Here is a 25,237-nt window from a genome sequence, read left to right as displayed (position 1 = left end):
GCCGAATTGCGAAGGGCCCGGGAGGCAGTTGCCTCCCGGGCCCTCGTGCGTCGTGCCGCGCGGGTCAGTCGTCGTCCTCGTCGTCCAGCCGGGCCAGCCAGGTGGCCAGCCGCTCGACGGGAACCTCGAAGTCGGGGTTGAGGTCGACGAACGTGCGCAGCTGCTCGGCCAGCCACCCGAGGGTGACCTCCTCCTCGCCGCGCCGGCTCTCCAGCTCCTCGATGCCGCGGTCGGTGAAGTACACGGTTCTGCTCCGGAAATCTGGGGGTCGGACTACCTGGTCAGGATAGACGCGCTCAGCTGCCGCCCTGCCAGGTGCTCACCGAGAGCTTGACCTCGCCGGTCTGCTCGTCGGCCACCTCGATCGCGGCGATCGCGATGTCGTGCGTCGAGCGGTCCCGGACGCAGAGCAGCCGGCCGGCACCGGCGTGGCCGAAGGTCAGGTCGGAGTCGGGGTGGGTGTCGAGCGCGGTGTTGCACTGACCGGGCGTCACCGAGGAGTCGGTGATCACCGCGAAGTCCGAGTCGTCGTCACCGTCGCTCACGAAGGTGTTGGCCCGACTGCCGCCGGCGCCGCCGGTGTTGTGCAGCCCCAGCACCCACTTGCCGTTGGTGCCGGGGGCGATCAGCTTGCCCGCGGTCAGGTCCACCCGGTAGGCCTCGCTGGAGTACTCGGCGGCCGGGATGTCCAGCTCCACCTTGCTCACCAGCGGCGTCCAGCCGGTCGGGCCGCCGGTGGCCGACACCCCGCCGCCGGGCGTGTCGGTGCTGTCGGGCCCGGTCGGGGCGGTCACCGGGGAGTCGTCGGCGCCCGGCGTCGTCGGGGCGTCCACCGCCTGCTGCTGCCCGCTGCCGGAGTTGCCGGACGAGCTGCCCGTCTTCGGGCCGGCGTCGCCCCGGGAGAGCAGCACGCCCACCAGCGCACCGCCGAGCGCCATCACCAGGGCGACCGTCAGCAGGGTCCGCCAGGACACCCCGCGGCGCTTCCCGGCCGGCGCCGGCGCCGGCGCCAGTGCCACTGCCGGTGCGGGCAGCTGCACGGTCGGCTGCGGCGGCGGGAGCGGGGCGGTGAACGCCTCGGCGCCCTGGGGTGGCAGCACAGCACCTGACGGAGGCTCAACCACCGTTACGGGCACGGTCGGTGGCGCCATGGCGGGTACGGGCGGGGCGCTCGGCACCGGCGGGGCGCTCGGCACCGCCGGTGCCGGCCGCGGCGGCGTGCGCGGCAGGTCCGAGCGCCGGGTGATCTCGGTGCTCACCGGCAGCGGCAGCCAGTTGTCGGCGAACCGCAGCTGCCCGCCCACCGCCGGGTGCTCCCGGGCCACCTCGATGATCTCGGCCGGCTTCGGCCGCTCCTCGGGCGACTTGGCCAGGCAGCGCAGCAGCAGCTCGCGCAGCTCGGCCGGCACGCCAGCCAGGTCCGGCTGCTCGTGCACCACCCGGTAGAGCACCGCGGTCTCCGGCCCCTCGCCGAACGGCGGCACCCCGCTCGCCACGTAGGCGGCCAGCGCGCCGAGCGCGAAGACGTCGGTGGCCGGGGTGATCGCGCCGCCCTGGGCCTGCTCGGGCGCCATGAAGGCGGGCGAGCCGATCCGGTAGCCGGTGCCGGTCAGCGCGGTGGCGTCGGCGGCCCGCGCGATGCCGAAGTCGATCACCCGCGGTCCGTCCGCGGCCACCAGCACATTGGCCGGCTTGAGGTCGCGGTGCACCACGCTGACGCTGTGGATCGCCTGCAGCGCCTCGGCTATGCCGCCCAGCAGCAACAGCACCGTGCGCACCGGCAGCGGGCCGTGCTCGCGCACCACCTGCTGCAGCGAGGGGCCCGGCACGTACGCGGTGACCAGCCAGGGCGCGTCGGCGGCCGTGCCGGAGTCGATCACCTGGGCGGTGTAGAGGCCGTGGATCCGCTGGGCGTTGGCCACCTCCTGGCTGAACCGGCGGCGGAACTCCGAATCCTCGGCGAACTCGGGCCGGACCACCTTGAGCGCCACCGGCCGGCCGCCCGGCGTGTACGAGAGGTAGACCCGGCCCATGCCGCCGGCGCCCAGTCGGGCGAACAGCCGGTACCCGGCCACCTCGTCCGGATCGTCCGGCAGCAGCGGCTGGAAGACCGGGGCGGGGGCACGGCGGAACGCGACTGATCGGCAGGCATGGCGCAGACATTAGCGAAGGGCCCGCTCCATGATCGGAGCGGGCCCTTCACCGTTGCTGACGTGGTGTCAGCGGCTGTCACCTCAGATCGCGAAGACCTCGTCGAGCACGGCCTGCTGCTCGACCGCGTGGCGCTTGGCCGAGCCGACCGCCGGGGCCGAGGCCGCCGGACGGGCCACCCGGCGCAGGCGGGCGGCGCCGGCCTTGCGGCCGATCACCACGTCCAGGTGGTCGACCAGGTTCATCGCGATGAACGGCCAGGCACCCTGGTTGGCCGGCTCCTCCTGGGCCCAGACGAACTGGACGTCCTCGCCGTAGCGGGCCAGCTCCTCCTGGAGCTCCGCGATCGGCAGCGGGTAGAGCCGCTCGACCCGGACGATCGCCGTGTCGGTGACGCCGCGCTCGGCGCGGGCCGCCTCCAGGTCGTAGTAGAACTTGCCGGCGGTGATGACCACCTTGCGCACGTTCTTCGGGTCCACCGTGGTGTCGCCGACCACCGGGCGGAACGAGCCGGAGGTGAACTCCTCGGCCGAGCTGGCCGCCGCCTTCAGACGCAGCATCGACTTCGGGGTGAAGACGACCAGCGGCTTGTGGTGCGGGTTGTGCACCTGCCAGCGCAGCAGGTGGAAGTAGTTCGACGGCAGCGTCGGCATCGCGACCGTCATGTTGTTGTCGGCGCACAGCTGCAGGAAGCGCTCCGGGCGGGCGGACGAGTGGTCCGGGCCCTGGCCCTCCATGCCGTGCGGCAGCAGCAGGGTGACACCGGAGTGCTGGCCCCACTTCTGCTCGGCCGAGGCGATGTACTCGTCGACGACGGTCTGCGCGCCGTTGACGAAGTCACCGAACTGGGCCTCCCACATGACCAGCGCGTTCGGGCGGGTCAGCGAGTAGCCGTACTCGAAGCCCATCGCCGCGTACTCGGACAGCAGGCTGTCGTAGACGGTGAACCGGGCCTGGTCCTCGGTCAGGTACAGCAGCGGGGTGTAGTCCTCGCCGGTGACCCGGTCGATCAGCACCGCGTGGCGCTGGCCGAAGGTGCCGCGGCGGCTGTCCTGGCCGGCCAGGCGGACCGGGTGGCCCTCCATCAGCAGCGAGCCGATGGCGAGCATCTCGCCGGTGGCCCAGTCGATGGTGTTGTCCTCGATCGAGGCGGCGCGGCGCTGCAGCTGCGGCAGCAGGCGCGGGTGCACGGTCAGCCACTCGGGCAGGTTGGTCTGCGAGGCGGCGATCCGCTTGACCATCTCCTGCGAGATGCCGGTCTGGATGCTGACCGGGAAGTCCGCCACCGGACGGCCGGCCGGGGCCGCGGCCTGGGCGCCGGCCGCGTCGCGGACCTCGGCGAAGACCTTCTCCAGCTGGCCCTGGAAGTCCTGGAGCGCCTGCTCCGCCTCTTCCATGGTGATGTCGCCGCGACCGATCAGGCCCTCGGTGTAGAGCTTGCGCACCGAGCGCTTCTTGTCGATCAGGTCGTACATCAGCGGCTGGGTGAACGACGGGTTGTCGGCCTCGTTGTGACCGCGGCGGCGGTAGCAGATGAGGTCGATCACGACGTCCTTGTGGAACGCCTGGCGGAACTCGAAGGCGAGCCGCGCGACGCGGACCACGGCCTCCGGGTCGTCGCCGTTGACGTGGAAGATCGGGGCCTCGATCATCCGCGCCACGTCGGTGCAGTACGTGGAGGAACGGCTGGAGGCCGGGGCGGCGGTGAAGCCGACCTGGTTGTTCACCACGATGTGCACGGTGCCGCCGGTGCGGTAGCCGCGCAGCTGCGACATGTTCAGGGTCTCCGCGACCACGCCCTGGCCGGCGAAGGCCGCGTCGCCGTGGATCTGGATCGGCAGCACCGGGAAGGTGGTGCCGCCCTGGTCCAGGATGTCCTGCTTGGCCCGGGCGATGCCCTCGACCACCGGGTCCACCGTCTCCAGGTGGGACGGGTTGGCGGCCAGCGACACCTTGATGGTCTCGCCGTCCAGGCCGGTGAAGGTGCCCTCGGAGCCCAGGTGGTACTTGACGTCACCGGAGCCGTGCATCGACTTCGGGTCCAGGTTGCCCTCGAACTCGCCGAAGATCTTGCCGTACGGCTTGCCGACGATGTTGGCCAGTACGTTGAGGCGGCCGCGGTGCGCCATGCCGATCACGGCCTCGTCGAGGCGGTGCTCGGCGGCGGAGTCGATGGTGGCGTCGAGCAGCGGGATCAGGGACTCGCCGCCCTCCAGCGAGAACCGCTTCTGGCCGACGTACTTGGTCTGCAGGAAGGTCTCGAAGGCCTCCGCGGAGTTCAGCCGGCGCAGGATGCGCAGCTGCTCCTCGCGCTCCGGCTTGGTGTACGGCTTCTCCAGGCGCTCCTGCAGCCACTTGCGCTGCTTCGGGTCCTGGATGTGCATGTACTCGATGCCGACGGTGCGGCAGTAGGTGTTGCGCAGCAGGCCGAGGATGTCGCGCAGCTTCATCATCTTCTGGCCGCCGAAGCCGCCGACCGCGAACTCGCGCTCCAGGTCCCACAGGGTGAGGCCGTGCGTGGTCACGTCCAGGTCGGGGTGCTTGCGCTGCTTGTACTCCAGCGGGTCGGTGTCGGCCATCAGGTGGCCGCGGACCCGGTAGGAGTGGATCAGTTCCATCACCCGGGCGGTCTTGTTGACCTCGTCCTCGTGGGTGGCGGCGACGTCGGTGGCCCAGCGGACCGGCTCGTACGGGATCCGCAGCGACTCGAAGACCTCGTCGTAGAAGCCGTGCTCGCCCAGCAGCAGCTGGTGGATCGCGCGCAGGAACTCGCCGGAGGCGGCACCCTGGATGACCCGGTGGTCGTAGGTCGAGGTCAGCGTCATGATCTTGGAGACGCCGAGGCGGGACAGGGTCTCCTGGGAGCTGCCCTGGAACTCCGCCGGGTACTCCATGGCGCCGACGCCCAGGATGGTGCCCTGGCCCTGCATCAGGCGCGGGACCGAGTGCACGGTGCCGATGCCGCCCGGGTTGGTCAGCGAGACCGTGACCCCGGTGAAGTCCTCCATGGTCAGCTTGTTGGCGCGGGCCCGGCGGACGATGTCCTCGTAGGCCTGCCAGAAGCCGAAGAAGTCGAGGGTCTCGGCCTTCTTGATGGCCGCGACCACCAGCTGGCGGTCACCGTTGGGCTTCACCAGGTCGATGGCCAGACCGAGGTTGACGTGGTCCGGCTTCACCAGGAAGGACTTGCCGTCCTTGACCTGGTAGCTGTGGTTCATCCCGGGGTTGGCCTTGATCGCCTGCACCATGGCGTAGCCGATCAGGTGCGTGAACGAGACCTTGCCGCCGCGGGCGCGCTGCAGGTGGTTGTTGATGACGATGCGGTTGTCGATCAGCAACTTGGCCGGCACGGCGCGCACCGAGGTCGCGGTCGGAACCTCGAGGGAGGCGTCCATGTTGGTGGCGACGGCCTTGGCCGGGCCACGCAGCGGGACCAGCTCGGGGCCCGTGCTCTGCGCCGCGGGGGCGGCCGGCGCGGCGGCGGCCTTGGGCGCGGGCGGCGCGGCCGGCGGGGCTGCCAGCGGAGCGGCCGCGGCAGGTGCGGCGGCCGCCGGAGCGGGCGCAGCTGCCGGGGCGGCGGCGGGGGCAGCCGGCGCCGGGGCGGCAGCGGGAGCAGGGGCAGGGGCGGCGACGGGGGTCGGCACGGAGCCGACCGGGGTCACGGCCTGGGTCACTGAGGTCACCTCGGTACCGGGCTTGTAGTCGGCGAAAAAGTCCCACCAGGCTCGGTCGACCGAGTTCGGGTCCTGGAGGTACTGCTGGTAGATCTCGTCGACGAGCCACTCATTGGGGCCGAAGCCAGTGGAGCTTGCCGAGCTGTTGGGGGTTTCAGGGGACTGTGGCGACACGGCGGCAACCGCCCTCTTCCGCTTCCTTTTGGGATGTTTGGACAGCGGGGATTAAGGCTACGCCCCTGACGAGTGATCGCGCAGTCCCCGGGGGTCGGCGTCGCCCAGATCACAGTCCTTTGAGCGGATTTGGCCGGAAGAACGCGTTAGAAGAGCGCTTCCGCAGGGAAGAGGATGACGCCTTCTGGCTGGGTAAAACGGTATGAAACCGGACAAAAGTCCCGCTGATCGACCGTTTGTGGCCGATCAACTGCTGTCGACCGCCGAGATGTCCCAATTGTGTGACAAAGCTGGCCGGGGTGGACAGATCGTGTCGTCGGCGTGTCCACCGCGGCCGGATTCGTGACGGTCGTGGCGGCGGTCACAATCGCGGGCGCGGCACCGCGGTCGCGTCGCCCGGCAGCACCACCTGGATCAGGCAGCCGCTGCCGCCGTCGCCCACCGCGATCCGGCCGCCGTGCAGATCCACCGCCCAGCGGGCGATCGCCAGGCCGAGCCCGGTGCCGCCGTCGCTGCCCGGGCCCTGCGCGGTCGCGGTGCCTGACCTGCTGAAACGGTCGAACACCCGGGTGCGGTCCTGCACCGGGATGCCGGGCCCCTGGTCCTCCACCTCCAGCAGCAGCGCATGCGCCCCGTCGCCGGCCCGGGCCCGCACCGTGACCAGGCCGTCCGCCGGGGAGTGCTTGCAGGCGTTGTCCACCAGATTGGCCACCACCTGGTGCAGCCGCTCCGGGTCGGCCACCGCGGTCAGGCCCTCGGGCTGCACGTCCAGGCGCAGCCGCACGTCGTCCCGGCGGCTCCAGGCGCCGCCGGAGGTCGCGCCGTCCACGGTCAACCCGCGCAGCACCCCGGCCAGGAACGGGGCCACCTCGAACTCCCGGGCGTCCAGCGGCACCACGCCGTCGTCCAGCTTGGAGAGGTCGAGCAGATGGGTGACCAGCCGGCCGAGCCGCTCGGTCTGCTCCAGGGCCGCGCCCAGGGTGGCGGCGTCCGGCGGCACCACGCCGTCCACCATGTTCTCCAGCACCGCCTGCAGTGCCGCGATCGGCGTGCGCAGCTCGTGCGACACATTGGCCACCAGCTCCCGGCGGTGCCGGTCGGCGGCCTCGAGATCGGCGGCCATCCGGTTGAAGGTGGCCGCCAGCTCCCCGATCTCGTCCCGGGAGGCGGCCTTGACCCGGCGGCTGTAGTCGCCGCCGGCCATCGCCCGGGCCGCCGCGGTCATCTCACGCAGCGGAGCGGTCAGGGTGTGCGCCATGACCTGCATGAAGAGCAGGGAGGCGATCACCGAGAAGACCAGGATCACCCGCACCTGGGTCTCGGAGTGGATCGCGATCACCATCAGACCGGTGGCGATGGCCACCGCGATGATGACCAGCAGGCCCAGCTTGCCCTTGATGGAGCGGGCCGGGTCGAGTGGTCGGACCGCACGCCACACGCGCGCGGCGAACCGGGCCGGTCGGCCCCGCCGCGTGGCCGGGTCGTCGGGCTCGGTGCTACTGCTCGTCATCGGTACTTGGTTTCCGTGTCCTGTGCGCCCCCGTGGCCCCCCCAGGTCCGGCATCGCACTCCGGGTGACGTCCAGCGGCCCGGGTGCGGGGCCGTCAGCCCACGGGCGCTTCGAGCGCGTAGCCCACGCCGTGCACGGTGCGGATCCAGGTCGCGCCGATCTTCCGGCGCAGCGCCTTCACATGGCTGTCGACCGTCCGGGTGCCGGACGCGTCGGTCCAGTCCCAGACCTCGGCGAGCAGCTGCTCGCGGGTGAGCACCGCGCGCGGCTGGGCGGCCAGGCAGGCCAGCAGGTCGAACTCGGTGGGCGTCAGGTGCACATCGCCCGAGCCCAGCCGGACCCGGCGCTGCACGTGGTCGATCTCCAGCTCGCCGAACCGCAGGCTGCCCAGCGCCGGGGTCCGGGCCGCCTGCTGGGCCCGCTCGACCCGGCGCAGCAGCACGTTCACCCGGGCCGCGAGCTCACGCATCGAGAACGGCTTCGTCATGTAGTCGTCGGCGCCCACGCCGAGGCCGACCAGCAGGTCCGTCTCGTCGTCGCGGGCGGTCAGCATCAGCACCGGGACCGGGCGCTGCGCCTGGATCCGGCGGCAGACCTCCAGCCCGTCGAAGCCGGGCAGCATGATGTCGAGCACCACGAGGTCGGGCTGCCAGGTGTGGAATCCGTCCACCGCGCCGGGGCCGTCGTGCGCGACGGCCACCTTGAAGCCCTCCGCGCCCAGCCGGGCCGCGATCGACTCGGCGATGGTGGGTTCGTCCTCCACCACCAGGACGCGTCGTTGTGCGATCACACCGCTCGTACCGGTGTCCTGTTGAATTTCTGTCACGGTCACGCCACCGCCCCCAGGGCCTGCGGGCCGCCACCTGTGGGAGTAGCGCGCCCGCTCGTAGTCTTGGTTCCGTCGTTAGTGTGTTCGTCCGTGCCGAGGCGTCCCGGGTTCCGCCGTCCCGGCCGGGTGGCGGCAGGGCCGCCGGTCCGACAAGAGGACACCTCGCAGCGTACGGACCGGGGCCGAACCCCGACAGGCTGACCGCGGATTTCCGCGGGCACCGGTCGGCGCGCACGCCCCGGATTGGGTACGGGGCGCTACCTTACCCGTCCATGTCGTCTGACGGTAACGGTGTGTATGCACGAACCCGGCAGTCGCCCGTAAGCTCGCAATCGCGGGTGCATTGGTCCGGACCAACTTCTGAACTGCCGTTACAGGCAGGGCGACTGCGTTCTCACCGGACTCTCAGGGCAGCACCGTACCGTGGACGGATCCGGCCGTTGATGGCACGGTGTGCACGCGCAGCGAGCGCGGCCGCCCCGGCCCTGCTGCGGGGACCGGAGCGAACGGCCCGGAACGGAGGCGACATGGCTGGGGAGCGGTGGTCCGGGCGTACGCCGGTGGCACCCCACGCCGGCCTGCGGCTCGGCCTGCGGTCCGGCCCGCTGCGGTGGGCGCTGGACCGGCTGCCCACGCCCCGGCGCAACCCCTTCACGCTGCTCTACCTGGCCGTGCTGGCCGGCACCACCCTCCTCGCCCGGGACACCGACCCGGCGCTGGTGCACCGGCTGCAGGAACTGTCCAGCACCGACGGCCACCACCTGCTGCGGGCCCCCGTCCGCTCGCTGCTGCTCAGCGGCCTGTGGGTGGCCGGGCCCGACTGGCTGCCCTACCTGTGGGGCTTCGCCTTCATCCTGGCGCCGCTGGAGCGGCTGGTCGGCTGGCGGCGGGCGATCGGGGTGTTCGCCACCGGGCACGTGGTCGCGACGCTGCTCTCCCAGGGGGTGGTGGCCGTCCTGGTGGCGACCGGGCACGCGGACCGGGGGCTGCTGGACGAGCTGGACATCGGGGTCAGCTACGGCCTGCTGGCGAGCCTCGGGGCGCTCGCCGGGCAGTTCCGCCGGCCCGGGCGGCTGCTCACGCTGGCCGGCGGGGTGCTGCTGGTCGCCCACCAGATGCAGAGCGACCCCGACCTGGTCACCGCCATCGGGCACCCCACCGCGCTGCTGGTCGGCATCGCGCTCTGGCGGCCGCTGCGCCGTCCGGTGCGCCGCCGGCGGTGGCCGTGGCGCCGGGGTGCGGCCGGGGTCGAGGGCGGCGCGGCCGGGCAGCCGAAGCCGGCCGCCAAGCCGGTGCTCGACCGGGCCTGACCCTCCCCCTTCCCTGATCGCTCAGAGCGAACAAATGCCGGGGAACAATCGGAGCTCGCCAAGCCTTAGTCATCTCGACTCAAGTTCACTGACTGGGGAGAGATCATGGCATCGATGTCCGCTTCGCTCACTCTGCCCGTGCTGCCGCTCGACGACGAGGTGGTTCTGCCGGGCATGGTGGTGCCGCTGGACCTCAAGGACACCGAGGTGCGGGCCGCCGTCGAGGCAGCCCGTGCGGCCGCCCGCTCGGTGAACGGCGGCAAGCCGCAGGTGCTGCTGGTGCCGCGGCTGGACGGCTCGTACGCGGCGGTCGGCACGCTGGCCACCGTCGAGCAGGTCGGCCGGCTGGCCGACGGCGAGCCCGCCGCGCTGGTCCGGGCGGTCCGCCGGGTGCGGATCGGCGCCGGCACCACCGGTCCGGGCGCCGCGCTCTGGGTGGAGACCACGGAGTTCAAGGAGTCCGCGGTGGGCCTGCCGGTGGCCGGCCGGGCCGCCGAGCTGATGAAGGAGTACAAGGCGGTCTCCACCGAGTGGCTGCGCAAGCGCGGCGCCTGGCAGATCGTCGATCGGGTGGCCGCCATCGAGGGCGTCGGCGAGCTGGCCGACAACATCGGCTACGCGCCGTTCGCCAGCGCCGAGCAGAAGCTCACGGTGCTGCTGGAGGCCGACCAGGTGGCCCGCCTGGAGTACGCGTTGCAGCTGATGAAGGACCACCTCGCCGAGGAGGAGGTCAACGACACCATCCGCAAGGACGTCGAGGAGGGCGTCGCCAAGCAGCAGAAGGAGTTCCTGCTCCGCCGCCAGCTGGAGGCGGTGCGCAAGGAGCTCGCCGAGCTGAACGGCGACTCGGTCGACGAGGAGGGCGACTACCGCGCCCGGGTCGAGGCCGCCGACCTGCCCGCGAAGGTCCGCGAGGCGGCCCTCAAGGAGGTCGACAAGCTGGAGCGGTCCAGTGACCAGTCGCCCGAGGGCTCCTGGATCCGCACTTGGCTGGACACCGTGCTGGAGCTGCCCTGGAACGAGCGCAGCGAGGACAACTACGACATCGCCGGAGCCCGCGCCGTGCTGGACGCCGACCACTCCGGTCTGGCCGATGTGAAGGACCGGATCGTCGAGTACCTGGCGGTCCGCAAGCGCCGGGCCGACCAGGGGCTCACCCTGGTCGGCGGGCGGCGCGGCGGCGCGGTGCTGGCCCTGGTCGGCCCCCGGGGGTCGGCAAGACCTCGCTCGGCGAGTCGGTGGCGCGTGCCATGGGCCGCCAGTTCGTCCGGGTGGCGCTCGGCGGCGTCCGCGACGAGGCCGAGATCCGCGGCCACCGGCGCACCTACGTCGGCGCGCTGCCCGGCCGGATCGTGCGGGCCATCAAGGAGGCCGGCTCGATGAACCCGGTGGTGCTGCTGGACGAGATCGACAAGGTCGGCTCGGACTACCGCGGCGACCCGGCGGCGGCCCTGCTCGAGGTGCTGGACCCGGCGCAGAACCACACCTTCCGGGACCACTACCTGGAGGTCGAGCTCGACCTGTCCGACGTGGTCTTCCTGGCCACCGCCAATGTGCTGGAGGCCATCCCGGAGCCGCTGCTGGACCGGATGGAGCTGGTCCGGCTGGACGGCTACACCGAGGACGAGAAGGTCGTGATCGCCCGCGACCACCTGCTGCCCCGGCAGCTGGAGCGGGCCGGGCTGTCCGCCGAGACCGTCACGGTGAGCGAGGCGGCGCTGCGCAAGCTGGCCGGCGAGTACACCCGCGAGGCCGGCGTGCGCACCCTGGAGCGCTCGGTCGCCCGGATCCTGCGCAAGGTGGCCGCGCAGAGCGAGCTGGGCCAGCGCGAGCTGCCCACCGCGATCGACGTGGACGACCTGCGCGCCCTGATCGGCCGGCCGCACCACACCCCGGAGGCGGCCCAGGAGCCGGCCGAGCGCCGCACCGCGGTGCCCGGCGTGGCCACCGGACTGGCGGTCACCGGCGCGGGCGGCGACGTCCTCTACATCGAGGCCTCGCTGGCCGACGGTGAGACCGGCTCCACCGGCCTCACCCTGACCGGCCAGCTGGGCGACGTGATGAAGGAGTCCGCGCACATCGCGCTCTCCTACCTGCGCTCGCGCGGCGCGGAGCTGGAGCTGCCGGTGACCGGCCTGCGGGAGCGCGGCATCCACCTGCACGTGCCCGCCGGCGCGGTGCCGAAGGACGGGCCGAGCGCCGGGATCACCATGACCACCGCGCTCGCCTCGCTGCTCTCCGGCCGCAAGGTGCGCACCGATGTGGCGATGACCGGCGAGGTCTCGCTCACCGGTCGGGTCCTGCCGATCGGCGGGGTCAAGCAGAAGCTGCTCGCCGCCGACCGGGCCGGCATCACCACGGTGATCATCCCCAAGCGCAACGAGCCCGACCTGGACGACGTCCCGGCCGAGGTGCTGGAGCGCCTGACCGTGCACCCGGTCTCCGACGTCCGCGAGGTGCTGGCGCTGGCCCTGGAGCCGGCGGCGGTGCTGCTGGGGGCGGCGGCGTGAGGCCGCGCGGTACCGCCGGCTGACCCCTACTACCACGTGCCTCCCGCGATCCGCGGGAGGCACGCGCGTGGGGCGGTCCGGGGAGTCGGGTGACGCCGACTCAGGATCCTGTGCGACACTGCGCCAATGCCGTCGCCTACACAGAGAGCCCTGGCCAAGGTGCCGGGGCCGCTGCGTCCCTTCCTGGTGCAGCACCGCAGCCTGGTCAAGTTCCTGCTGGTCGGTGGCACCTGCTTCCTGCTGACCCTGGCGATCAACTACGGGTTGAAGTACACGGTCTGCCAGAACAAGCCGGTGGTGGCGCTGACCGTCGGGACGGCGCTCGCGACGGTGGTCTCCTACCTGCTCAACCGGCAGTGGTCGTTCCGCTCGGAGGGCAGCCACAAGGAAGCGATCCCGTTCATCGTGGTCAGCGCGCTGGCGGTCGGCGTGAACGACCTGCCGCTGCTGGTCAGCCGCTATGTCTTCCACCTGCGCGAGCCCAGCGTCAGCCACTTCACGCAGGAGGTCGCCGACTTCGTCAGCGGCATGATCGTGGGCACCCTGGTGGCGATGGCGTTCCGCTACTGGGCGATGAAGAAGTGGGTCTTCACCAACACCAAGTACCACGAGGCCCAGGACAACGCGGCCGAGCCGCCGGCCCGGGTCGGCTGACCCGCTCGGGTCGCCCCGGGCCCTCCGCTGTCGTCGTCAGGCGGTGTCGTCGGATGGGACGGCGCCGCCCGCCGGGCGCAGGGCGACCGCGGCCAGCGTCACCGCCAGGCCCGCCACCGCCCAGGCCGCCAGGACCAGCAGCGGCACGGTGAGGTTGGTGGCGCCGAAGTAGGCGACCGAGCGGGTGGCGTCGGTGCCCGCCCCGTTCGGCAGCCAGGCGCCGATGGCCCGCCAGAACGGCGGCAGCAGCGGCGGCGGGTAGACGCCGCCGGCGCTCGGGTTGCCGAGCACCACGAAGATCAGCACGGCCAGCCCGATGCCGACGATGCCGAACAGGCACTGCAGGGCCATGGTGAACGCGCCGACCGCGAACACCACCAGGCTGCCCACGCCCCACAGGCCCGCGACGCTGCCGGGCAGCGCGTCCAGGACCGGGCCGGTGATCACCGCGCCGCCGAGCCCGGCCGCGATCGAGTAGAGCGCCAGCACGCAGGTGCGGATCAGGGCGCGCCGGCGGTTGGCGGGGCGGGCGCCGGCGCTGATCCCCAGGATCGAGGCCACCAGGTAGCCGCCGACGCACCAGCCGACCACCAGGTAGAACGAGGAGAGCCCCTTGCCGTCCCCGGGGGCGAGCGGCACCACGTCCTCGACCCGCACGGTGCGGCCCTGGCCCTGGTCGAGCGCGGTGACGATCTGCTGGGCGGCGGTGGCCGCGGCCGGGCCGCGCGCGTTGGCCACCAGCAGGGTGTCCTGGGTGCCGGTGGGGTCGACCACCAGCGCGGCGTAGATCTTCTGGTCCTTGATCCGGCCGACGGCGGTGGCCTGGTCGGCGACGGCCACGGGCTTCACCGCGTCGTTCGGCACCTGGCCCAGGGCGCCGATCACCCGGGGCTGCAGCTGCGGTGGCGCCACCACGCCGATCGAGAGCCGGTGGGGCGTCGGATGGTGCAGCGCCCCGACGTACGAGGCGATGAAGCCGAGCTGGAGCAGCAGGGTGCCGATCACCAGGGCGGCGGTGCGGCCGGTGACCGCGTCCTTGAGCTCGCTGATGAATCCCGGCATTGGGCGCCCCCTGGTTCAGATGGGATGAAAAGTATGCCAAGCGGACACTTCATAGCGGGGTTGCCGCGCCGAGTGGCTCTCCCGCGCCGCGGCGGCGGCCCGGGGCGGCTGGTGGATACTGATCGCGCGCCGGGGGCCGGCGTCATGGCGGTCGACGGGTGGTGGGTGTGAACGAGGATCAGGTGGCGGGCCAGGAACGCGTCTTCCGGGCGGTGGAGCGCGAGGTGGCGGTGATGTTCCGGCGCGGCCGGGCCCGCTCGGCCGAGATGTCCCGACTGGTCCATCCGCAGCTGGAGGGGGCATGGCCTACTCGCTGCTGGCGCACCTGTACGACGCCGGCCAGGTCCGGGTCACCGAGGTCGGCTGCCACTTCGGGGTCGGCAAGGCGACCATCAGCCGCCAGATCAAGACGCTGGAGGAGCTCGGGCTGGTGACCCGGGTGCCGGATCCGCAGGACGGCCGGGCCTCGCTGGTCTCGCTCACCGAGGAGGGCGCCGCCCGCTACGGCCGGGCCCACGGGGCCCGGCTGGCCTCGTTCCGGGAGATGCTGGCGGGCTGGGAGCCGGCGGAGCTGGGCAGGTTCGCCGAGCTGCTGGCCCGCTTCAACGAGTCGGTGGCCGCCGCGCCGCGACTGGCGGACCCGTTCGACTGATGCGGCTGTGAGGGCGGGCCCCCAGAGAAAAGGTTGCCTAGGTCAACTAACAAGAATATTGTAGTTGCCTAAGGCAACCATATGACTCCTGCCCAAGGACCGCCCCCCATGACCTCCTCAGCAGCGGCGCGCCGCCATCCGCACGCCAGCGCCCAGGACGACCGCCAAATGACCCACCGGGAGGTGCTGGAGGCGCTCTCCGGCCTGCTCATCGGCCTCTTCGTGGCGGTCCTCTCCTCGACCATCGTCTCCAACGCGCTGCCGACCATCCTCAACGAGCTGCACGGCGGCGAGTCCGCCTACACCTGGGTGATCACGGCAGCGCTGCTGTCGCTCACCGCCTCCACCCCGATCTGGGGAAAGCTCTCCGACCTGGTGAGCAAGAAGCTGCTGGTGCAGATCGCGCTGGTGATGTACATCGTCTCGTCGGCGCTGGCCGGGCTCTCGCAGAACACCGGGGAGCTGATCGGCTGCCGGGCGCTCCAGGGCATCGGCGCCGGCGGCGTGGTGGCGCTCGGGCAGATCTGCCTGGCGGCGATGGTCCCGCCGCGCGAGCGCGGCCGCTACAGCGGCTACTTCGGCGCCGTCTTCGCCCTGGCCACCATCGGCGGCCCGCTGATCGGCGGCGTCATCGTGGACACCTCCTGGCTCGGCTGGCGCTGGTGCTTCTACGTCGGCATCCCGTTCTCGGTGATCGCCATCGTGGTGCTGCAGCGCACCCTGCACCTGCCGGTGGTCAAGCGGGCCGCGAAGATCGACAAAGCCAAGATCGACGTTGGGGGCGCGCTGCTGGTCGCCGGCGCGGTGAGCCTGCTGATGGTGTGGATCACCCTGGCCGGCAAGGACTACGCCTGGGGCTCCTGGCAGACCGCGGCCATGGTCGGCGGCGGGCTGCTGCTGGTTCTGCTCTTCGTGCTGACCGAGCGCCGGGCCGCCGAGCCGGTGATGCCGCTCGGCCTGTTCCGGTTCCGCACCGTCAGCCTGGCCGCGGTGGCCAGCGCGTTCGTCGGCATCGCGATGTACGGCACCACGACGTTCCTCAGCCAGTACTTCCAGCTGGCCCGCGACAAGACGCCGACCGTGGCCGGCCTGATGACCCTGCCGATGATCCTGGGCCTGGCCGTCTCCTCGGCGGTGGCGGGGCGGCTGATCACCCGCTCCGGCAGGTGGAAGCGCTACCTGGTGGCCGGGACCTTCCTGCTCGCGGTCGGCCTGGCGCTGCTCGGTACCGCCCGGGCCGGCACCGGCTACGGCCTGCTCTCGGTCTACATGGCGTGCACCGGCATCGGGCTCGGCCTGACCTCGCAGAACCTGGTGCTGGCCGTCCAGAACACGGTGCCGGCCAAGGAACTGGGCACCGCCAGCTCGACGGTCACCTTCTTCCGCACCATGGGCGGTGCGATGGGCGTCTCCGCGCTGGGCGCGCTGCTCGGCAACCGGGTGACCCACTACCTGGCGCAGAACCTGGCCGCCGCGCACCTGCCGGTGCCGGCCGGGTCGGCGGGCGGTGGCGAGCTGCCCGACCTGCACACCCTGCCGGTGCCGGTGGTGCCGCTGGTCGAGGACGCCTTCGGGCACGGCGTCGGCACCGTCTTCCTGTTCGCCGCGCCGGCCGCGCTGCTGGCCTTCCTGGCGGTGCTGTTCATCCGCGAGGTGCCGCTGCGGGCCCGGGCCGCCGCCGAGCAGCCGGCCGCCGCGCCGGTCGCCGAGCGGGCCTGACAGGACACCAGGGGGCGGAACACGTCGAAGGGCCCGCAGGTGGAGACCTGCGGGCCCTTCGACGTGTTCCGCGGCGGGCTCAGCCCGCGATCAGGCTGAGCCCGTACCCGACGGCCGCCGCACAGGCGGCGAAGCAGACACCCGCGCCGGCCAGCGCCAGCGTGCCGCGGCTTGAGCCGGAGCCCGAGGCGGAGCCGTTGCCGGCGATGGCGGCCTCCCGCTTGGCCAGCGCCACGGTGCCCAGTGCGAAGGCGGCGACCACGGCCACGGTGACCAGGAAGCTGATGCCCGCGGTCTGCCCCAGGGCAGTCCAGTTGATCTTCATGGCTGGCCTCCTCAGGCGGCGACGGTGGTGGTGGCGGGGGAGGGGGTGGCGGCGGCGGTCTGGGCCGGGGTGACGTCCACCGGGGTGACCTCGTTGACGTTGGCCGCGGTCACCGGAGTCCGGCGGGACAGCAGCCACATGGCGCCGGCGCCGAGCACCAGCGCGGTGCCCACCACCAGCACGCCCCAGGTGCCCTGGTCGGCCACGAAGGCGGCCGCACCGGAGACCACGGCGGCGGCCGGCAGCGTCAGGCCCCAGGAGTAGACCATCCGGCGGGCCATGCCCCACCGCACCTTGCCGCCCGAGCGGCCGAGGCCGGCGCCCATCACGCCGCCGCCGACCACCTGGGTGGTGGAGAGGCCGTAGCCCATGTGCGAGGAGGTCAGGATGACGGCGGCGGTGGCCGTCTCCGACGCCAGGCCCTGCGGCGGACGGACCTCGGTCAGGCCCTTGCCCAGGCTGCGGATGATCCGCCAGCCGCCCATGTAGGTGCCCAGCGCCATGGCCGCGCCGGCGGCCACGATCACCCAGGTGGGGGGCAGCGAGTGCTTGGGCAGTGCGCCGGCCGAGATCAGCGCCAGGGTGATGATGCCCATGGTCTTCTGCCCGTCGCTGGTGCCGTGGGCGATGGAGACCAGCGAGGAGGAGGCGATCTGGCCCTTGCGGAAGGTCTTCTCGGCCGCTGCCTCGCCCGCCTTGCGGGTGATCAGGTAGGCGGCCTTGGTGGCGCCCCAGGCGGCCAGGCCGGCCACGATGGGGGAGGCGACCGCCGGGATGAGGATCTTGGTGACCACGACGCTGAAGTTCACCGCGTGCAGTCCGGCACCGACCAGGGTCGCGCCGATCAGGCCGCCGTAGAGCGCGTGCGAGGAGCTGGACGGCAGGCCGCGCAGCCAGGTCAGCAGGTTCCACAGGATGGCGCCGGCCAGCGCGGCGAAGATCACCGAGGGGTGCAGGCCGGCCTTTTCGTTGACGATGCCGCCGGAAATGGTGCCGGCGACCTTCACCGACAGGAACGCACCGGCGAAGTTGAGGATCGCGGAGATGGTGACGGCGACCTTGGGCCGCAGGGCGCCGGTCGCGATGGAGGTGGCCATCGCGTTGGCGGTGTCGTGGAAGCCGTTGGTGAAGTCGAAGGCGAGCGCCGTGACGATCACCACCGCCACCAGGAACGTGATGTGTTCCATAACCAAACAATCGTCGTAGGTGTCGGACTGACGTGTTCTTCAGCTGTCGTCAGCGGCGACGGTAGGGAGACCGAGTGAACAGAAGGTTAACGGGTCGCGGATTCAGAGGGCTGTTCGTGGCCGATATCTTGAGTCCACACGTCTGGAAGATGACATCGACCGGTGTGACCTGGCCCGATGTGGAGAAAGTCCGCATTGCTGCTGGTTTGGTGAGATCTGTGTCACTAATCGGCGTCAGCTGAGAATTCATCAGTTCATCTGATGCGCCCTGCCGCTTTCGGGGTCGGCATGGCAGGATCGTCCACGGCTCGCAGCTTGCGGGTCGACCAGGGGCGAGGGGGGCCGATGCGGGCCGTGACGGGTGACCACCAGTCGACCACGGGCAAGCCTTGGGTGCGGGCCGCGCTGCGCTGCTCGGCGGTGCTGGCGATGGCGGCCCTGGCCCTGCCGGCCGCGGCCTCGGCGGCGTTCGCCGCGCCCGCCCCCGACCCCGTCACCACTGCCACCGCCCCGCCGGGCACCGACCCGCTGGCCGCCGCCAAGGCCACCCTGGGCCCGCTGCTGGACCAGATCCACCAGCTCTACCAGAACGCCGAGGCCGCCACCGAGCAGTACAACGCCACCACGCAGCAGCTCGCCGCCAAGCAGAACGACGTCAACGCCGTCAACGCCAAGCTGGCCCAGCAGCAGCAACTGGTGGACGCGGGCCTGGACGTGGCCGCCGAGCTGGCCGCCGACCAGTACCAGAACGGCAACCTGTCCGCCTACGGCCAGCTGCTGCTCACCAGCGACCCGTACCAGGCCGTCCACATGGGCGAGCTGCTCGCCGCCGCCGGCCGGTCCCAGGCCGCCTTCATCGCAGATCTCAAGTCCGAGCAGGGCAACCTGCAGCAGCTCAAGACCCAGGCCGGCGCCGCGCTGGCCGACACCCAGAAGCTGCTCGGCCAGCAGGACCAGAACAAGACCCAGATCGCCCGCCAACTGGCCACCGTCGAGCAGATCGTCTCCAGCCTCACCGGCGTCCAGCAGGCCCAGCTGCAGGCGCTGGAGCAGCAGCAGGAGGACCAGGCCCAGCTGGCGTTCCTGGCCTCCGGCGCGCTCGGCCAGGGCGAGCGCGCCCCGTCCGCGGCCGGCCGGCAGGCGGTGGCCTTCGCGCTGGCCCAGCTGAACAAGCCCTACCTGTGGGGCGGCATCGGCCCCGACGCCTACGACTGCTCCGGGCTCACCTCGCAGGCCTGGCTGCACTCGGGCGTGCAGATCCCGCGCACCAGCGAGGACCAGTGGGCCGGCCTGCAGCACGTCCCGCTGAACCAGCTGCGCCCGGGCGACCTGGTGGTCTACTACGCCAGCGCCGAGCACATCGCGATGTACATCGGCGGCGGTTTCGTGGTGCAGGCGCCGCACACCGGTGCGGTGGTGCGGATCTCGCCGATCGGCATGGCCCCGATCCTCGGCGCGGTCCGGCCCGACCCGCAGAGCCCCTCGGACGGCGGCGGCTGGCAGGTGCCGGACGCGGTCAAGAACGCCGGCACGGTCACCCCGCTCGCACCGGGCACGACCGCCCCAGGCCTGCCGGCCGTGCCGCCGCTGCCGAGCGGCCCGGTGGTCCCGGTGACGCCCCCGGCGCCGAGCACCGCCCCGTCGGCCCCGTCCGGTACGCCGTCCGGCAACGGGCCGTCGCCGCACCCGTCCACCGTGCCGACGCCCGGCACCTCGTCGACGCCGGGCGGCTTCGGCAGCCCGACGCCCTCCGGCTCACCGCGTCCCTCCGGCTCGCCCTCCGGCAGCACCTCGCCGAGCGGCAGCCCCGCACCGTCGACCTCGGGCAGCGCGCCCGCGCCCAGCGTCCCGGGGACCACGCCGACGCCCTGACGCCCCGGGCCGGACATGACTGCGGCGGCCGACCCCGAACCCGGGGTCGGCCGCCGCAGTCGTCTCAACGGGCTTCGAGCAGCCCGGAGTCGGCCTCGAACCGGATCACCACGGCCTTGGAGGTCGGGGTGTTGCTGATCTCGGCGGTCGAGTCCAGCGGGACCAGCACATTGGTCTCCGGGTAGTAGGCCGCCGCCCCGCCGCGTGCCACCGGGTAGTGCACCACCTTGAAGTGCGGGGCGCGGCGCTCCACGCCGTCCCGCCACTCGCTCACCAGGTCGACGTAGCCGCCCTCGGCCAGGCCCAGCTCGGCCGCGTCGGCCGGGTTGACCAGCACCACCCGGCGGCCGCCGGTGATGCCGCGGTAGCGGTCGTCCAGGCCGTAGATCGTGGTGTTGTACTGGTCGTGCGAGCGCAGCGTCTGCAGCAGCAGCCGCCCGGCCGGTACCTCGGGCGCGGTCAGCGGGTTGACCGTGAAGTTGGCCTTGCCGGTGGCGGTCGGGAAGGTCCGGCTGTCCCGGGGACCGTGCGGCAGCGCGAAGCCGCCGGGGCGGCGCACCTTGGTGTTGAAGTCCTCGAAGCCCGGCACCACCCGGGCGATCCGGTCCCGGACCAGGTCGTAGTCGGCGGCGAACTCCTCCCAGGGCAGCGGGTCGGCGGCCCCCAGCACGGCGCGGGCCAGCCGGCAGACGATCGCGGTCTCGGAGAGCAGCCCGTCGGCGGGCGGCCGCAGCCGGCCCTGCGAGGAGTGCACGATGCCCATCGAGTCCTCGACGGTGACGAACTGGTCGCCCTTGGCGGTGCGGTCCCGGTCGGTGCGGCCCAGGGTCGGCAGGATCAGCGCCCGGGCGCCGGTGACCAGGTGCGAGCGGTTGAGCTTGGTGGAGACGTGCACGGTGAGCCGGCAGCGGCGCATCGCGGCCTCGGTCACCAGGGTGTCGGGGGTGGCCGCGACGAAGTTGCCGCCCATCGCGAAGAAGACCTTGACCCGCCCGTCCCGCATCGCCCGGATCGTCTCCACCGAGTCGAACCCGTGGTGCCGCGGCGGTTCGAAGCCGAACTCCCGCCCCAGCGCGTCCAGGAAGCCGGCCAACGGCCGCTCGAAGATGCCCATGGTGCGGTCGCCCTGCACATTGCTGTGGCCGCGCACCGGGCAGACCCCGGCGCCCGGACGGCCCACATTGCCGCGCAGCAGCAGGAAGTTGACGACCTCGCGGATGGTCGGCACGGCGTGCTTGTGCTGGGTCAGGCCCATCGCCCAGCAGACGATCACCTTGCGGGACTTCAGCACCAGCTCGGCCAACTGCTCGATCTGCGCCCAGGGCAGGCCGGTGGCCGCCAGCACCGCCTCGCGGTCGGTGGACTTCGCCTCGGCGGCGAACTCCTCGAAGCCGTGGCAGTGTTCGTCGATGAACGCCCGGTCGATGCCGTCCGCGGCGTTCAGCAGCAGCTGGTTGACGGCCCGGAACAGCGCCAGGTCGCCGCCGAGCCGGATCTGCAGGAACAGGTCGGTCAGCTTGGTGCCGGGCCCGGCCAGGCCGCGGGCGTGCTGCGGGTTCTTGAACCGCTCCAGGCCGGCCTCCGGCAGCGGGTTGACGCTGACGATGGTGGCGCCGGCCCGCTTGGCCCGCTCCAGCGCGGCGAGCATCCGGGGGTGGTTGGTGCCCGGGTTCTGACCGGCCACGATGATCAGGTCGGCCTGGTAGAGGTCCTTGAGGCTGACGCTGCCCTTGCCCACCCCGAGGGTCTCCACCAGCGCCGAACCGGACGACTCGTGGCACATGTTGGAGCAGTCCGGCAGGTTGTTGGTGCCGAGCCTGCGGGCGAACAGCTGGTACGCGAAGGCGGCCTCGTTGCTGGTCCGGCCCGAGGTGTAGAAGGCGGCGGCGTCCGGGCCGTCCAGGGCCCGCAGCTCCTCGGCGACGATCTCGAAGGCGCGCTCCCAGGAGACCGGCGCGTAGTGGTCGGCGCCCTCCTCCAGCAGCATCGGCTCGGTGAGCCGGCCCTGCTGGCCCAGCCAGTAGCCGGACCGCTCGGCCAGCTCGGCGACCGGGTGGGCGGCGAAGAAGTCGGCGGTGATCCGGCGCTCGGTGGCCTCCTCGGCCACCGCCTTGGCGCCGTTCTCGCAGAACTCGGCGGTGTGCGGCTTGTCCGGCTCGGGCCAGGCGCAGCCCGGGCAGTCGAAGCCGCCGTGCTGGTTGACCTTGCGCAGGGTGGCCAGCGAGCGCCGGGCGCCCATCTGCTCGTTGGCCATCATCAGGCTGTTGACGACGGCGGGCAGGCCCACGGCCGAGCGCTTCGGGGCGCCGATCGCCGGGGCGTCCTGCGCGGGATCGCTCTGCGGCGCCTGCTTGGCCATGACTGCGCTCCTTCGTCGGTCGCTCTGGGACCGGTCGGTCTGTCCGGGCCGCCGTCGACAGCCCCTGCTGCATCCTTTCACCCGGCGGGACCGGCCACAGGGCCCGAGACCGGCCGAAACCCTGCTGTCCAACCGGCCCGTCGCACCTTGCCAAGGGGCCTGAGATGGCTGACGATATCGCTGGCGCGGCAGGCCGGTTGGCCGTCTCAAGGCGCCGGCCGGGCACGTTCTGGGGGAGTCATGAGAGCCGGCGACGTACTGGGGGAGCGCTACCGTCTGATCGGGGAGCTGGGCCGGGGCGGCTTCGGGGTGGTCTGGGAGGCCTACGACCAGCGGCTCGGCCGCCAGGTGGCGGTCAAGACGCTGCGCCACCACGGGACCAAGGCGGCGGCCACCGACCTGGCCAGGCTGCGCCGCGAGACCGAGGTGCTGGCCAAGCTGGTGCACCCGAACATCGTGCTGGTGCTGGACATGGGCGAGGACTCCTCGGACGGGGAGCGCTTCAGCTACCTGGTGATGGAGCTGCTCAACGGCCTCACCCTGAAGCAGGCGCTGGCCGACGGGCGCCCGGAGCTGCCGCGCGCCCTGGAGTGGGCCCGGCAGCTGTGTGCGGCGCTGGCCGCCGCCCACGCCGCCCAGGTGATCCACCGCGACGTCAAGCCGGAGAACATCATGTTCACCGCGCCGGACCGGAGCGTGCTCAAGGTGCTGGACTTCGGCATCGCGCAGATCGGCGACAACCGGGACGCGCTCACCACCGAGGGCTCGGTGATCGGCTCCACCCCGTACCTGGCGCCCGAGCGGTGGCGCGGCGAGCCCGGCTCGGTCCGCTCCGACCTCTACGCGGTCGGCTGCGTGCTCTACGAACTGCTCACCGGGCAGCGGCCGTTCAATGCCGGCAACACCTATGCGCTGATGGTGCAGCACCTGGAGGAGGAGCCGCCGCGCCCGCCCGCGCTGCCCACCGGGCTGGTCGAACTGATCACCGAGCTGCTCGCCAAGGACCCGGCCGGGCGCCCCGGCAGCGCCGCCGCGGTGGCCGAGCGGCTGGACCGCGCACTCGAGGCGATCCGCGACCTGCGGCGCCGCGCGGACGCCGCCTTCCAGGCCGCCGGGGACGGCCGGGCCGCCGAGGCGATCGACCAACTGCGGCCGCTGATCGAGCAGTTCGCGCTCGCCTTCGGCTCGGACGACGCCCGCACGCTGCGCACCTGCCACGACCTCGCGGTGGCACTGGCCCGGCTCGGCCGCCCCGACGAGGCCTACTGCCTGCTCGCCGAGCTGGCCCCGCTGGCCACCGCCGCGCTCGGCGACGGCCACCCCGAGGTGGAGGCGATCCAGCGCCGGCTGGCCCGCACCCCGGTGCCCGAACGGCCGTGTCCGCCCGGGCTGCTGGCCGCGCTGCTCGGCGCCGTCAACCGTACGGGCAGCTGAGCCGGGCCCGGTCGGGGCGGCGCCGGTTGGGAGGAACCGTTCGCTGGCCGCTGGGCCTCGCGGGTTGGTATACCTCGAAGCACCCAAGTCCCCAGCTGCGAAGAGGTGACCGGCTGATGAAGCTGCTCCGCGTTGGCCCCCCGGGTGCCGAGCGACCGGCCGTGCTCGGCCCGGACGGCACCGCCCACGACCTCTCCGGGCGCACCCGGGAGCTGGACGGCGCGTTCCTGTCCCGGCTGGACGCGGCCGAGCTGTCCGCCGCGCTGGCCGCCGGTGAGTTCCCGGTGCTGGAGCTCGCCGGGCAGCGCCTGGGCGCGCCGGTGGCCCGGCCCGGCAAGGTGGTCTGCGTCGGCCTCAACTACCGCGACCACGCCGCCGAGGCCGGGGCCGCGATCCCCAGCGAGCCGGTGCTGTTCCTCAAGGCCCCCGACACCGTGGTCGGCCCCGACGACGAGGTGCTGGTGCCGCGCGGCAGCACCAAGACCGACTACGAGATCGAGCTGGCCGTGGTGATCGGCCGCACCGCCCGCTACCTGGAGAGCGAGGCGGCGGCGGCGCGGTGCATCGCCGGCTACACCGTCTCCAACGACGTCAGCGAGCGCGCCTTCCAGCTGGAGCGCGGCGGGCAGTGGGACAAGGGCAAGAGCTGCGAGACCTTCAACCCGCTCGGCCCGTACCTGGTGACGCCCGACGAGCTGGGCGACCCGCAGGCGCTCCGGCTGCGGCTCTGGGTCAACGGCGAGCTGCGGCAGGACGGCAGCACCGGGCAGATGATCTTCCCGGTGCTCTCGGTGGTCCACTACATCAGCCAGTTCATGGTGCTGCACCCCGGCGACGTGATCTCCACCGGCACCCCGGCCGGGTCGCCATGGGGCGGCCCGACCGCCCGTACCTGCGGCCCGGCGACGTGATGGAGCTCGAGATCGACGGGCTCGGCCGGCAGCGCCAGCTGCTGGGCAAGGCCTGACGGCCGCTCAGCCGAGGGCGTGCGGGGCGGCGAGCCGGCCCAGCAGGCGGGCCGCCCGCCCATCCGGCCCGTCCAGCGCGAGCAGGCCGGCCAGCACCTCGGCGGTCTGCTCGTCATGGAAGGCGGTGGCCGCGGTCATCACCACGAACTCGTCCACCAGCCAGTCGCACAGCTCGGCGGGCGGCAGCTGGCGGCCCTCGTCCAGCCAGCTGAGCGAGCAGGCCTCGACCACCGAGATCCAGGACCGGACCAGCAGGGTCAGCCGGGGCCCGGGCTCGCGCACGCCCATGTAGCGCACGGTGCGGCGCAGCGCGGTGCGCCGCACCTCGTCGACTATCGCGCTGGTTCGCGCGGTCTCCACCACCGAGCCGCCGCGCAGCAGGGCCGCGTAGCCGGCGTCGTGCTCGGCGACGAACGAGAGGTAGCCGGACAGCACGGTGCCCAGCTGCTCGGTCGGGGTGCCCCGGGCCGGTACGACGAAGCGGCTGATCAGCTCCTCGGCGGCGCTGCGCAGCGCCGCCTCGTAGAGCTGCTGCTTGCCGCCGGCGAAGTAGCGGTAGACCAGCGGGCGGGAGGCGCCGGAGGCCTCGGCCACGTCGTCCAGGCTGACCTCGTCCGGCGGCCGGGCGGAGAACAGCGCCAGCGCCACGGCGATCAGCTGCTCGCGGCGCTGCTGCACCGGGAGCCGTCGGTAGCCGGCCCGCTTGCGGCCGGCGGGGGCAGCGGCTGGTACCGGCTCCGTGTCGCTCATGGCGGTCAGCGTAGTGGCCGGTCCCGGCGCACCACAGCCTCGCGGGCGCGCCGACCAGCGGGCGCACGCGCCGGTAAATCGCAACCACACGTTCCGG

General features: G+C 72.6%; 16 protein-coding genes and 2 pseudogenes. 8 read left to right on the top strand and 10 right to left on the bottom strand.

The genetic code is table 11. The annotated features are described in order from the left end of the window. Positions 1-64: 64 nt before the first annotated feature. The 5 genes from E6W39_RS16035 to E6W39_RS16015 form a co-directional block, all read right to left on the bottom strand. Positions 65-244 carry a DUF6104 family protein gene (locus tag E6W39_RS16035; RefSeq protein WP_101382185.1) on the bottom strand — a complete coding sequence of 60 codons (180 nt, stop codon included), beginning with the start codon at positions 242-244 and terminating at the stop codon, positions 65-67. Positions 245-296: 52 nt separating this feature from the next. Next, positions 297-2,075 carry a serine/threonine-protein kinase gene (locus tag E6W39_RS41605; protein WP_228718177.1) on the bottom strand — a complete coding sequence of 593 codons (1,779 nt, stop codon included), beginning with the start codon at positions 2,073-2,075 and terminating at the stop codon, positions 297-299. A 159-nt stretch (positions 2,076-2,234) separates the two neighbouring features. After that, complete coding sequence (locus tag E6W39_RS16025) at positions 2,235-5,999, bottom strand: multifunctional oxoglutarate decarboxylase/oxoglutarate dehydrogenase thiamine pyrophosphate-binding subunit/dihydrolipoyllysine-residue succinyltransferase subunit (protein WP_141634101.1); 3,765 nt, start codon at positions 5,997-5,999, stop codon at positions 2,235-2,237. A 361-nt stretch (positions 6,000-6,360) separates the two neighbouring features. Beyond that, a complete protein-coding gene (locus E6W39_RS16020; protein ID WP_141634100.1) occupies positions 6,361-7,509 on the bottom strand; it encodes a HAMP domain-containing sensor histidine kinase in 1,149 nt (382 codons plus the stop codon). A gap of 94 nt (positions 7,510-7,603) precedes the next feature. Then, the gene (locus E6W39_RS16015) at positions 7,604-8,335 is read right to left on the bottom strand and encodes a response regulator transcription factor (RefSeq protein WP_180356578.1); all 732 of its coding nucleotides are present in this window, start codon (positions 8,333-8,335) and stop codon (positions 7,604-7,606) included. A 530-nt stretch (positions 8,336-8,865) separates the two neighbouring features. On the opposite strand from E6W39_RS16015, the gene E6W39_RS16010 reads away from it, so the two are divergent. The 3 genes and pseudogenes from E6W39_RS16010 (at position 8,866) to E6W39_RS16000 (ending at position 12,812) form a co-directional block, all read left to right on the top strand. Continuing rightward, positions 8,866-9,648, top strand: coding sequence for a rhomboid-like protein (locus E6W39_RS16010; RefSeq protein WP_141634099.1), 783 nt, complete (start codon positions 8,866-8,868; stop codon positions 9,646-9,648). Between the two features lie 105 nt (positions 9,649-9,753). After that, positions 9,754-12,158 (top strand): annotated as a pseudogene (gene lon, locus E6W39_RS16005) (endopeptidase La). Between the two features lie 126 nt (positions 12,159-12,284). Beyond that, positions 12,285-12,812: a GtrA family protein gene (locus tag E6W39_RS16000; protein ID WP_141634098.1), complete on the top strand. Its 528-nt coding sequence runs from the start codon at positions 12,285-12,287 to the stop codon at positions 12,810-12,812. 36 nt (positions 12,813-12,848) lie between these two features. Here the strand turns inward: E6W39_RS16000 and E6W39_RS15995 are convergent, their stop codons facing one another. After that, positions 12,849-13,874 (bottom strand): DUF3533 domain-containing protein, encoded by a 1,026-nt coding sequence (locus tag E6W39_RS15995; RefSeq protein WP_141634097.1) that lies wholly within the window; start codon positions 13,872-13,874, stop codon positions 12,849-12,851. A gap of 301 nt (positions 13,875-14,175) precedes the next feature. Here E6W39_RS15995 and E6W39_RS15990 point away from each other — a divergent pair, with 301 nt between their 5' ends. Both E6W39_RS15990 and E6W39_RS15985 read left to right on the top strand, forming a co-directional pair. After that, the gene (locus E6W39_RS15990; protein WP_323809037.1) at positions 14,176-14,526 is read left to right on the top strand and encodes a MarR family winged helix-turn-helix transcriptional regulator; all 351 of its coding nucleotides are present in this window, start codon (positions 14,176-14,178) and stop codon (positions 14,524-14,526) included. Positions 14,527-14,634: 108 nt separating this feature from the next. Then, positions 14,635-16,245: an MDR family MFS transporter gene (locus E6W39_RS15985; RefSeq protein WP_141634096.1), complete on the top strand. Its 1,611-nt coding sequence runs from the start codon at positions 14,635-14,637 to the stop codon at positions 16,243-16,245. Positions 16,246-16,324: 79 nt separating this feature from the next. On the opposite strand, the gene E6W39_RS15980 is transcribed toward E6W39_RS15985, so the two are convergent. Beyond that, positions 16,325-16,570, bottom strand: a complete 246-nt coding sequence (locus E6W39_RS15980) for a hypothetical protein (protein WP_141634095.1) — start codon at positions 16,568-16,570, stop codon at positions 16,325-16,327. Positions 16,571-16,581: 11 nt separating this feature from the next. After that, the gene (locus E6W39_RS15975) at positions 16,582-17,757 is read right to left on the bottom strand and encodes an inorganic phosphate transporter (protein ID WP_141634094.1); all 1,176 of its coding nucleotides are present in this window, start codon (positions 17,755-17,757) and stop codon (positions 16,582-16,584) included. A gap of 345 nt (positions 17,758-18,102) precedes the next feature. Here E6W39_RS15975 and E6W39_RS15965 point away from each other — a divergent pair, with 345 nt between their 5' ends. Continuing rightward, on the top strand, positions 18,103-19,629 hold the full coding sequence (locus E6W39_RS15965) for an NlpC/P60 family protein (protein ID WP_181799288.1): 1,527 nt from the start codon (positions 18,103-18,105) through the stop codon (positions 19,627-19,629). A gap of 64 nt (positions 19,630-19,693) precedes the next feature. Here the strand turns inward: E6W39_RS15965 and E6W39_RS15960 are convergent, their stop codons facing one another. Next, a complete protein-coding gene (locus E6W39_RS15960) occupies positions 19,694-21,988 on the bottom strand; it encodes an FdhF/YdeP family oxidoreductase (RefSeq protein ID WP_141634091.1) in 2,295 nt (764 codons plus the stop codon). 240 nt (positions 21,989-22,228) lie between these two features. On the opposite strand from E6W39_RS15960, the gene E6W39_RS15955 reads away from it, so the two are divergent. Together E6W39_RS15955 and E6W39_RS15950 are read left to right on the top strand one after the other, a co-directional pair. Beyond that, the gene (locus tag E6W39_RS15955) at positions 22,229-23,422 is read left to right on the top strand and encodes a serine/threonine-protein kinase (protein ID WP_141634090.1); all 1,194 of its coding nucleotides are present in this window, start codon (positions 22,229-22,231) and stop codon (positions 23,420-23,422) included. 116 nt (positions 23,423-23,538) lie between these two features. Beyond that, positions 23,539-24,389 (top strand): annotated as a pseudogene (locus tag E6W39_RS15950) (fumarylacetoacetate hydrolase family protein). Between the two features lie 7 nt (positions 24,390-24,396). Here E6W39_RS15950 and E6W39_RS15945 read toward each other — a convergent pair. Then, on the bottom strand, positions 24,397-25,140 hold the full coding sequence (locus tag E6W39_RS15945) for a TetR/AcrR family transcriptional regulator (protein ID WP_141634089.1): 744 nt from the start codon (positions 25,138-25,140) through the stop codon (positions 24,397-24,399). Between the last annotated feature and the right edge of the window lie 97 nt (positions 25,141-25,237).

Source organism: Kitasatospora acidiphila (genome assembly GCF_006636205.1).
In the GTDB taxonomy this organism is placed as follows: Bacteria; Actinomycetota; Actinomycetes; order Streptomycetales; family Streptomycetaceae; genus Kitasatospora; species Kitasatospora acidiphila.
This window is presented reverse-complemented; position numbering and strand designations above follow the sequence as displayed.

What these genes read in the sequence shown, in the direction of transcription:
- E6W39_RS16020 (WP_141634100.1), bottom strand. Translation starts at nt 7,509, where the DNA reads ATGACGAGCAGTAGCACCGAGCCCGACGACCCGGCCACGCGGCGGGGC.
- E6W39_RS16010 (WP_141634099.1), top strand. Translation starts at nt 8,866, where the DNA reads ATGGCTGGGGAGCGGTGGTCCGGGCGTACGCCGGTGGCACCCCACGCC.
- E6W39_RS16000 (WP_141634098.1), top strand. Translation starts at nt 12,285, where the DNA reads ATGCCGTCGCCTACACAGAGAGCCCTGGCCAAGGTGCCGGGGCCGCTG.
- E6W39_RS15995 (WP_141634097.1), bottom strand. Translation starts at nt 13,874, where the DNA reads ATGCCGGGATTCATCAGCGAGCTCAAGGACGCGGTCACCGGCCGCACC.
- E6W39_RS15990 (WP_323809037.1), top strand. Translation starts at nt 14,176, where the DNA reads ATGGCCTACTCGCTGCTGGCGCACCTGTACGACGCCGGCCAGGTCCGG.
- E6W39_RS15985 (WP_141634096.1), top strand. Translation starts at nt 14,635, where the DNA reads ATGACCTCCTCAGCAGCGGCGCGCCGCCATCCGCACGCCAGCGCCCAG.
- E6W39_RS15980 (WP_141634095.1), bottom strand. Translation starts at nt 16,570, where the DNA reads ATGAAGATCAACTGGACTGCCCTGGGGCAGACCGCGGGCATCAGCTTC.
- E6W39_RS15975 (WP_141634094.1), bottom strand. Translation starts at nt 17,757, where the DNA reads ATGGAACACATCACGTTCCTGGTGGCGGTGGTGATCGTCACGGCGCTC.
- E6W39_RS15965 (WP_181799288.1), top strand. Translation starts at nt 18,103, where the DNA reads ATGCGGGCCGTGACGGGTGACCACCAGTCGACCACGGGCAAGCCTTGG.
- E6W39_RS15960 (WP_141634091.1), bottom strand. Translation starts at nt 21,988, where the DNA reads ATGGCCAAGCAGGCGCCGCAGAGCGATCCCGCGCAGGACGCCCCGGCG.
- E6W39_RS15955 (WP_141634090.1), top strand. Translation starts at nt 22,229, where the DNA reads ATGAGAGCCGGCGACGTACTGGGGGAGCGCTACCGTCTGATCGGGGAG.
- E6W39_RS15945 (WP_141634089.1), bottom strand. Translation starts at nt 25,140, where the DNA reads ATGAGCGACACGGAGCCGGTACCAGCCGCTGCCCCCGCCGGCCGCAAG.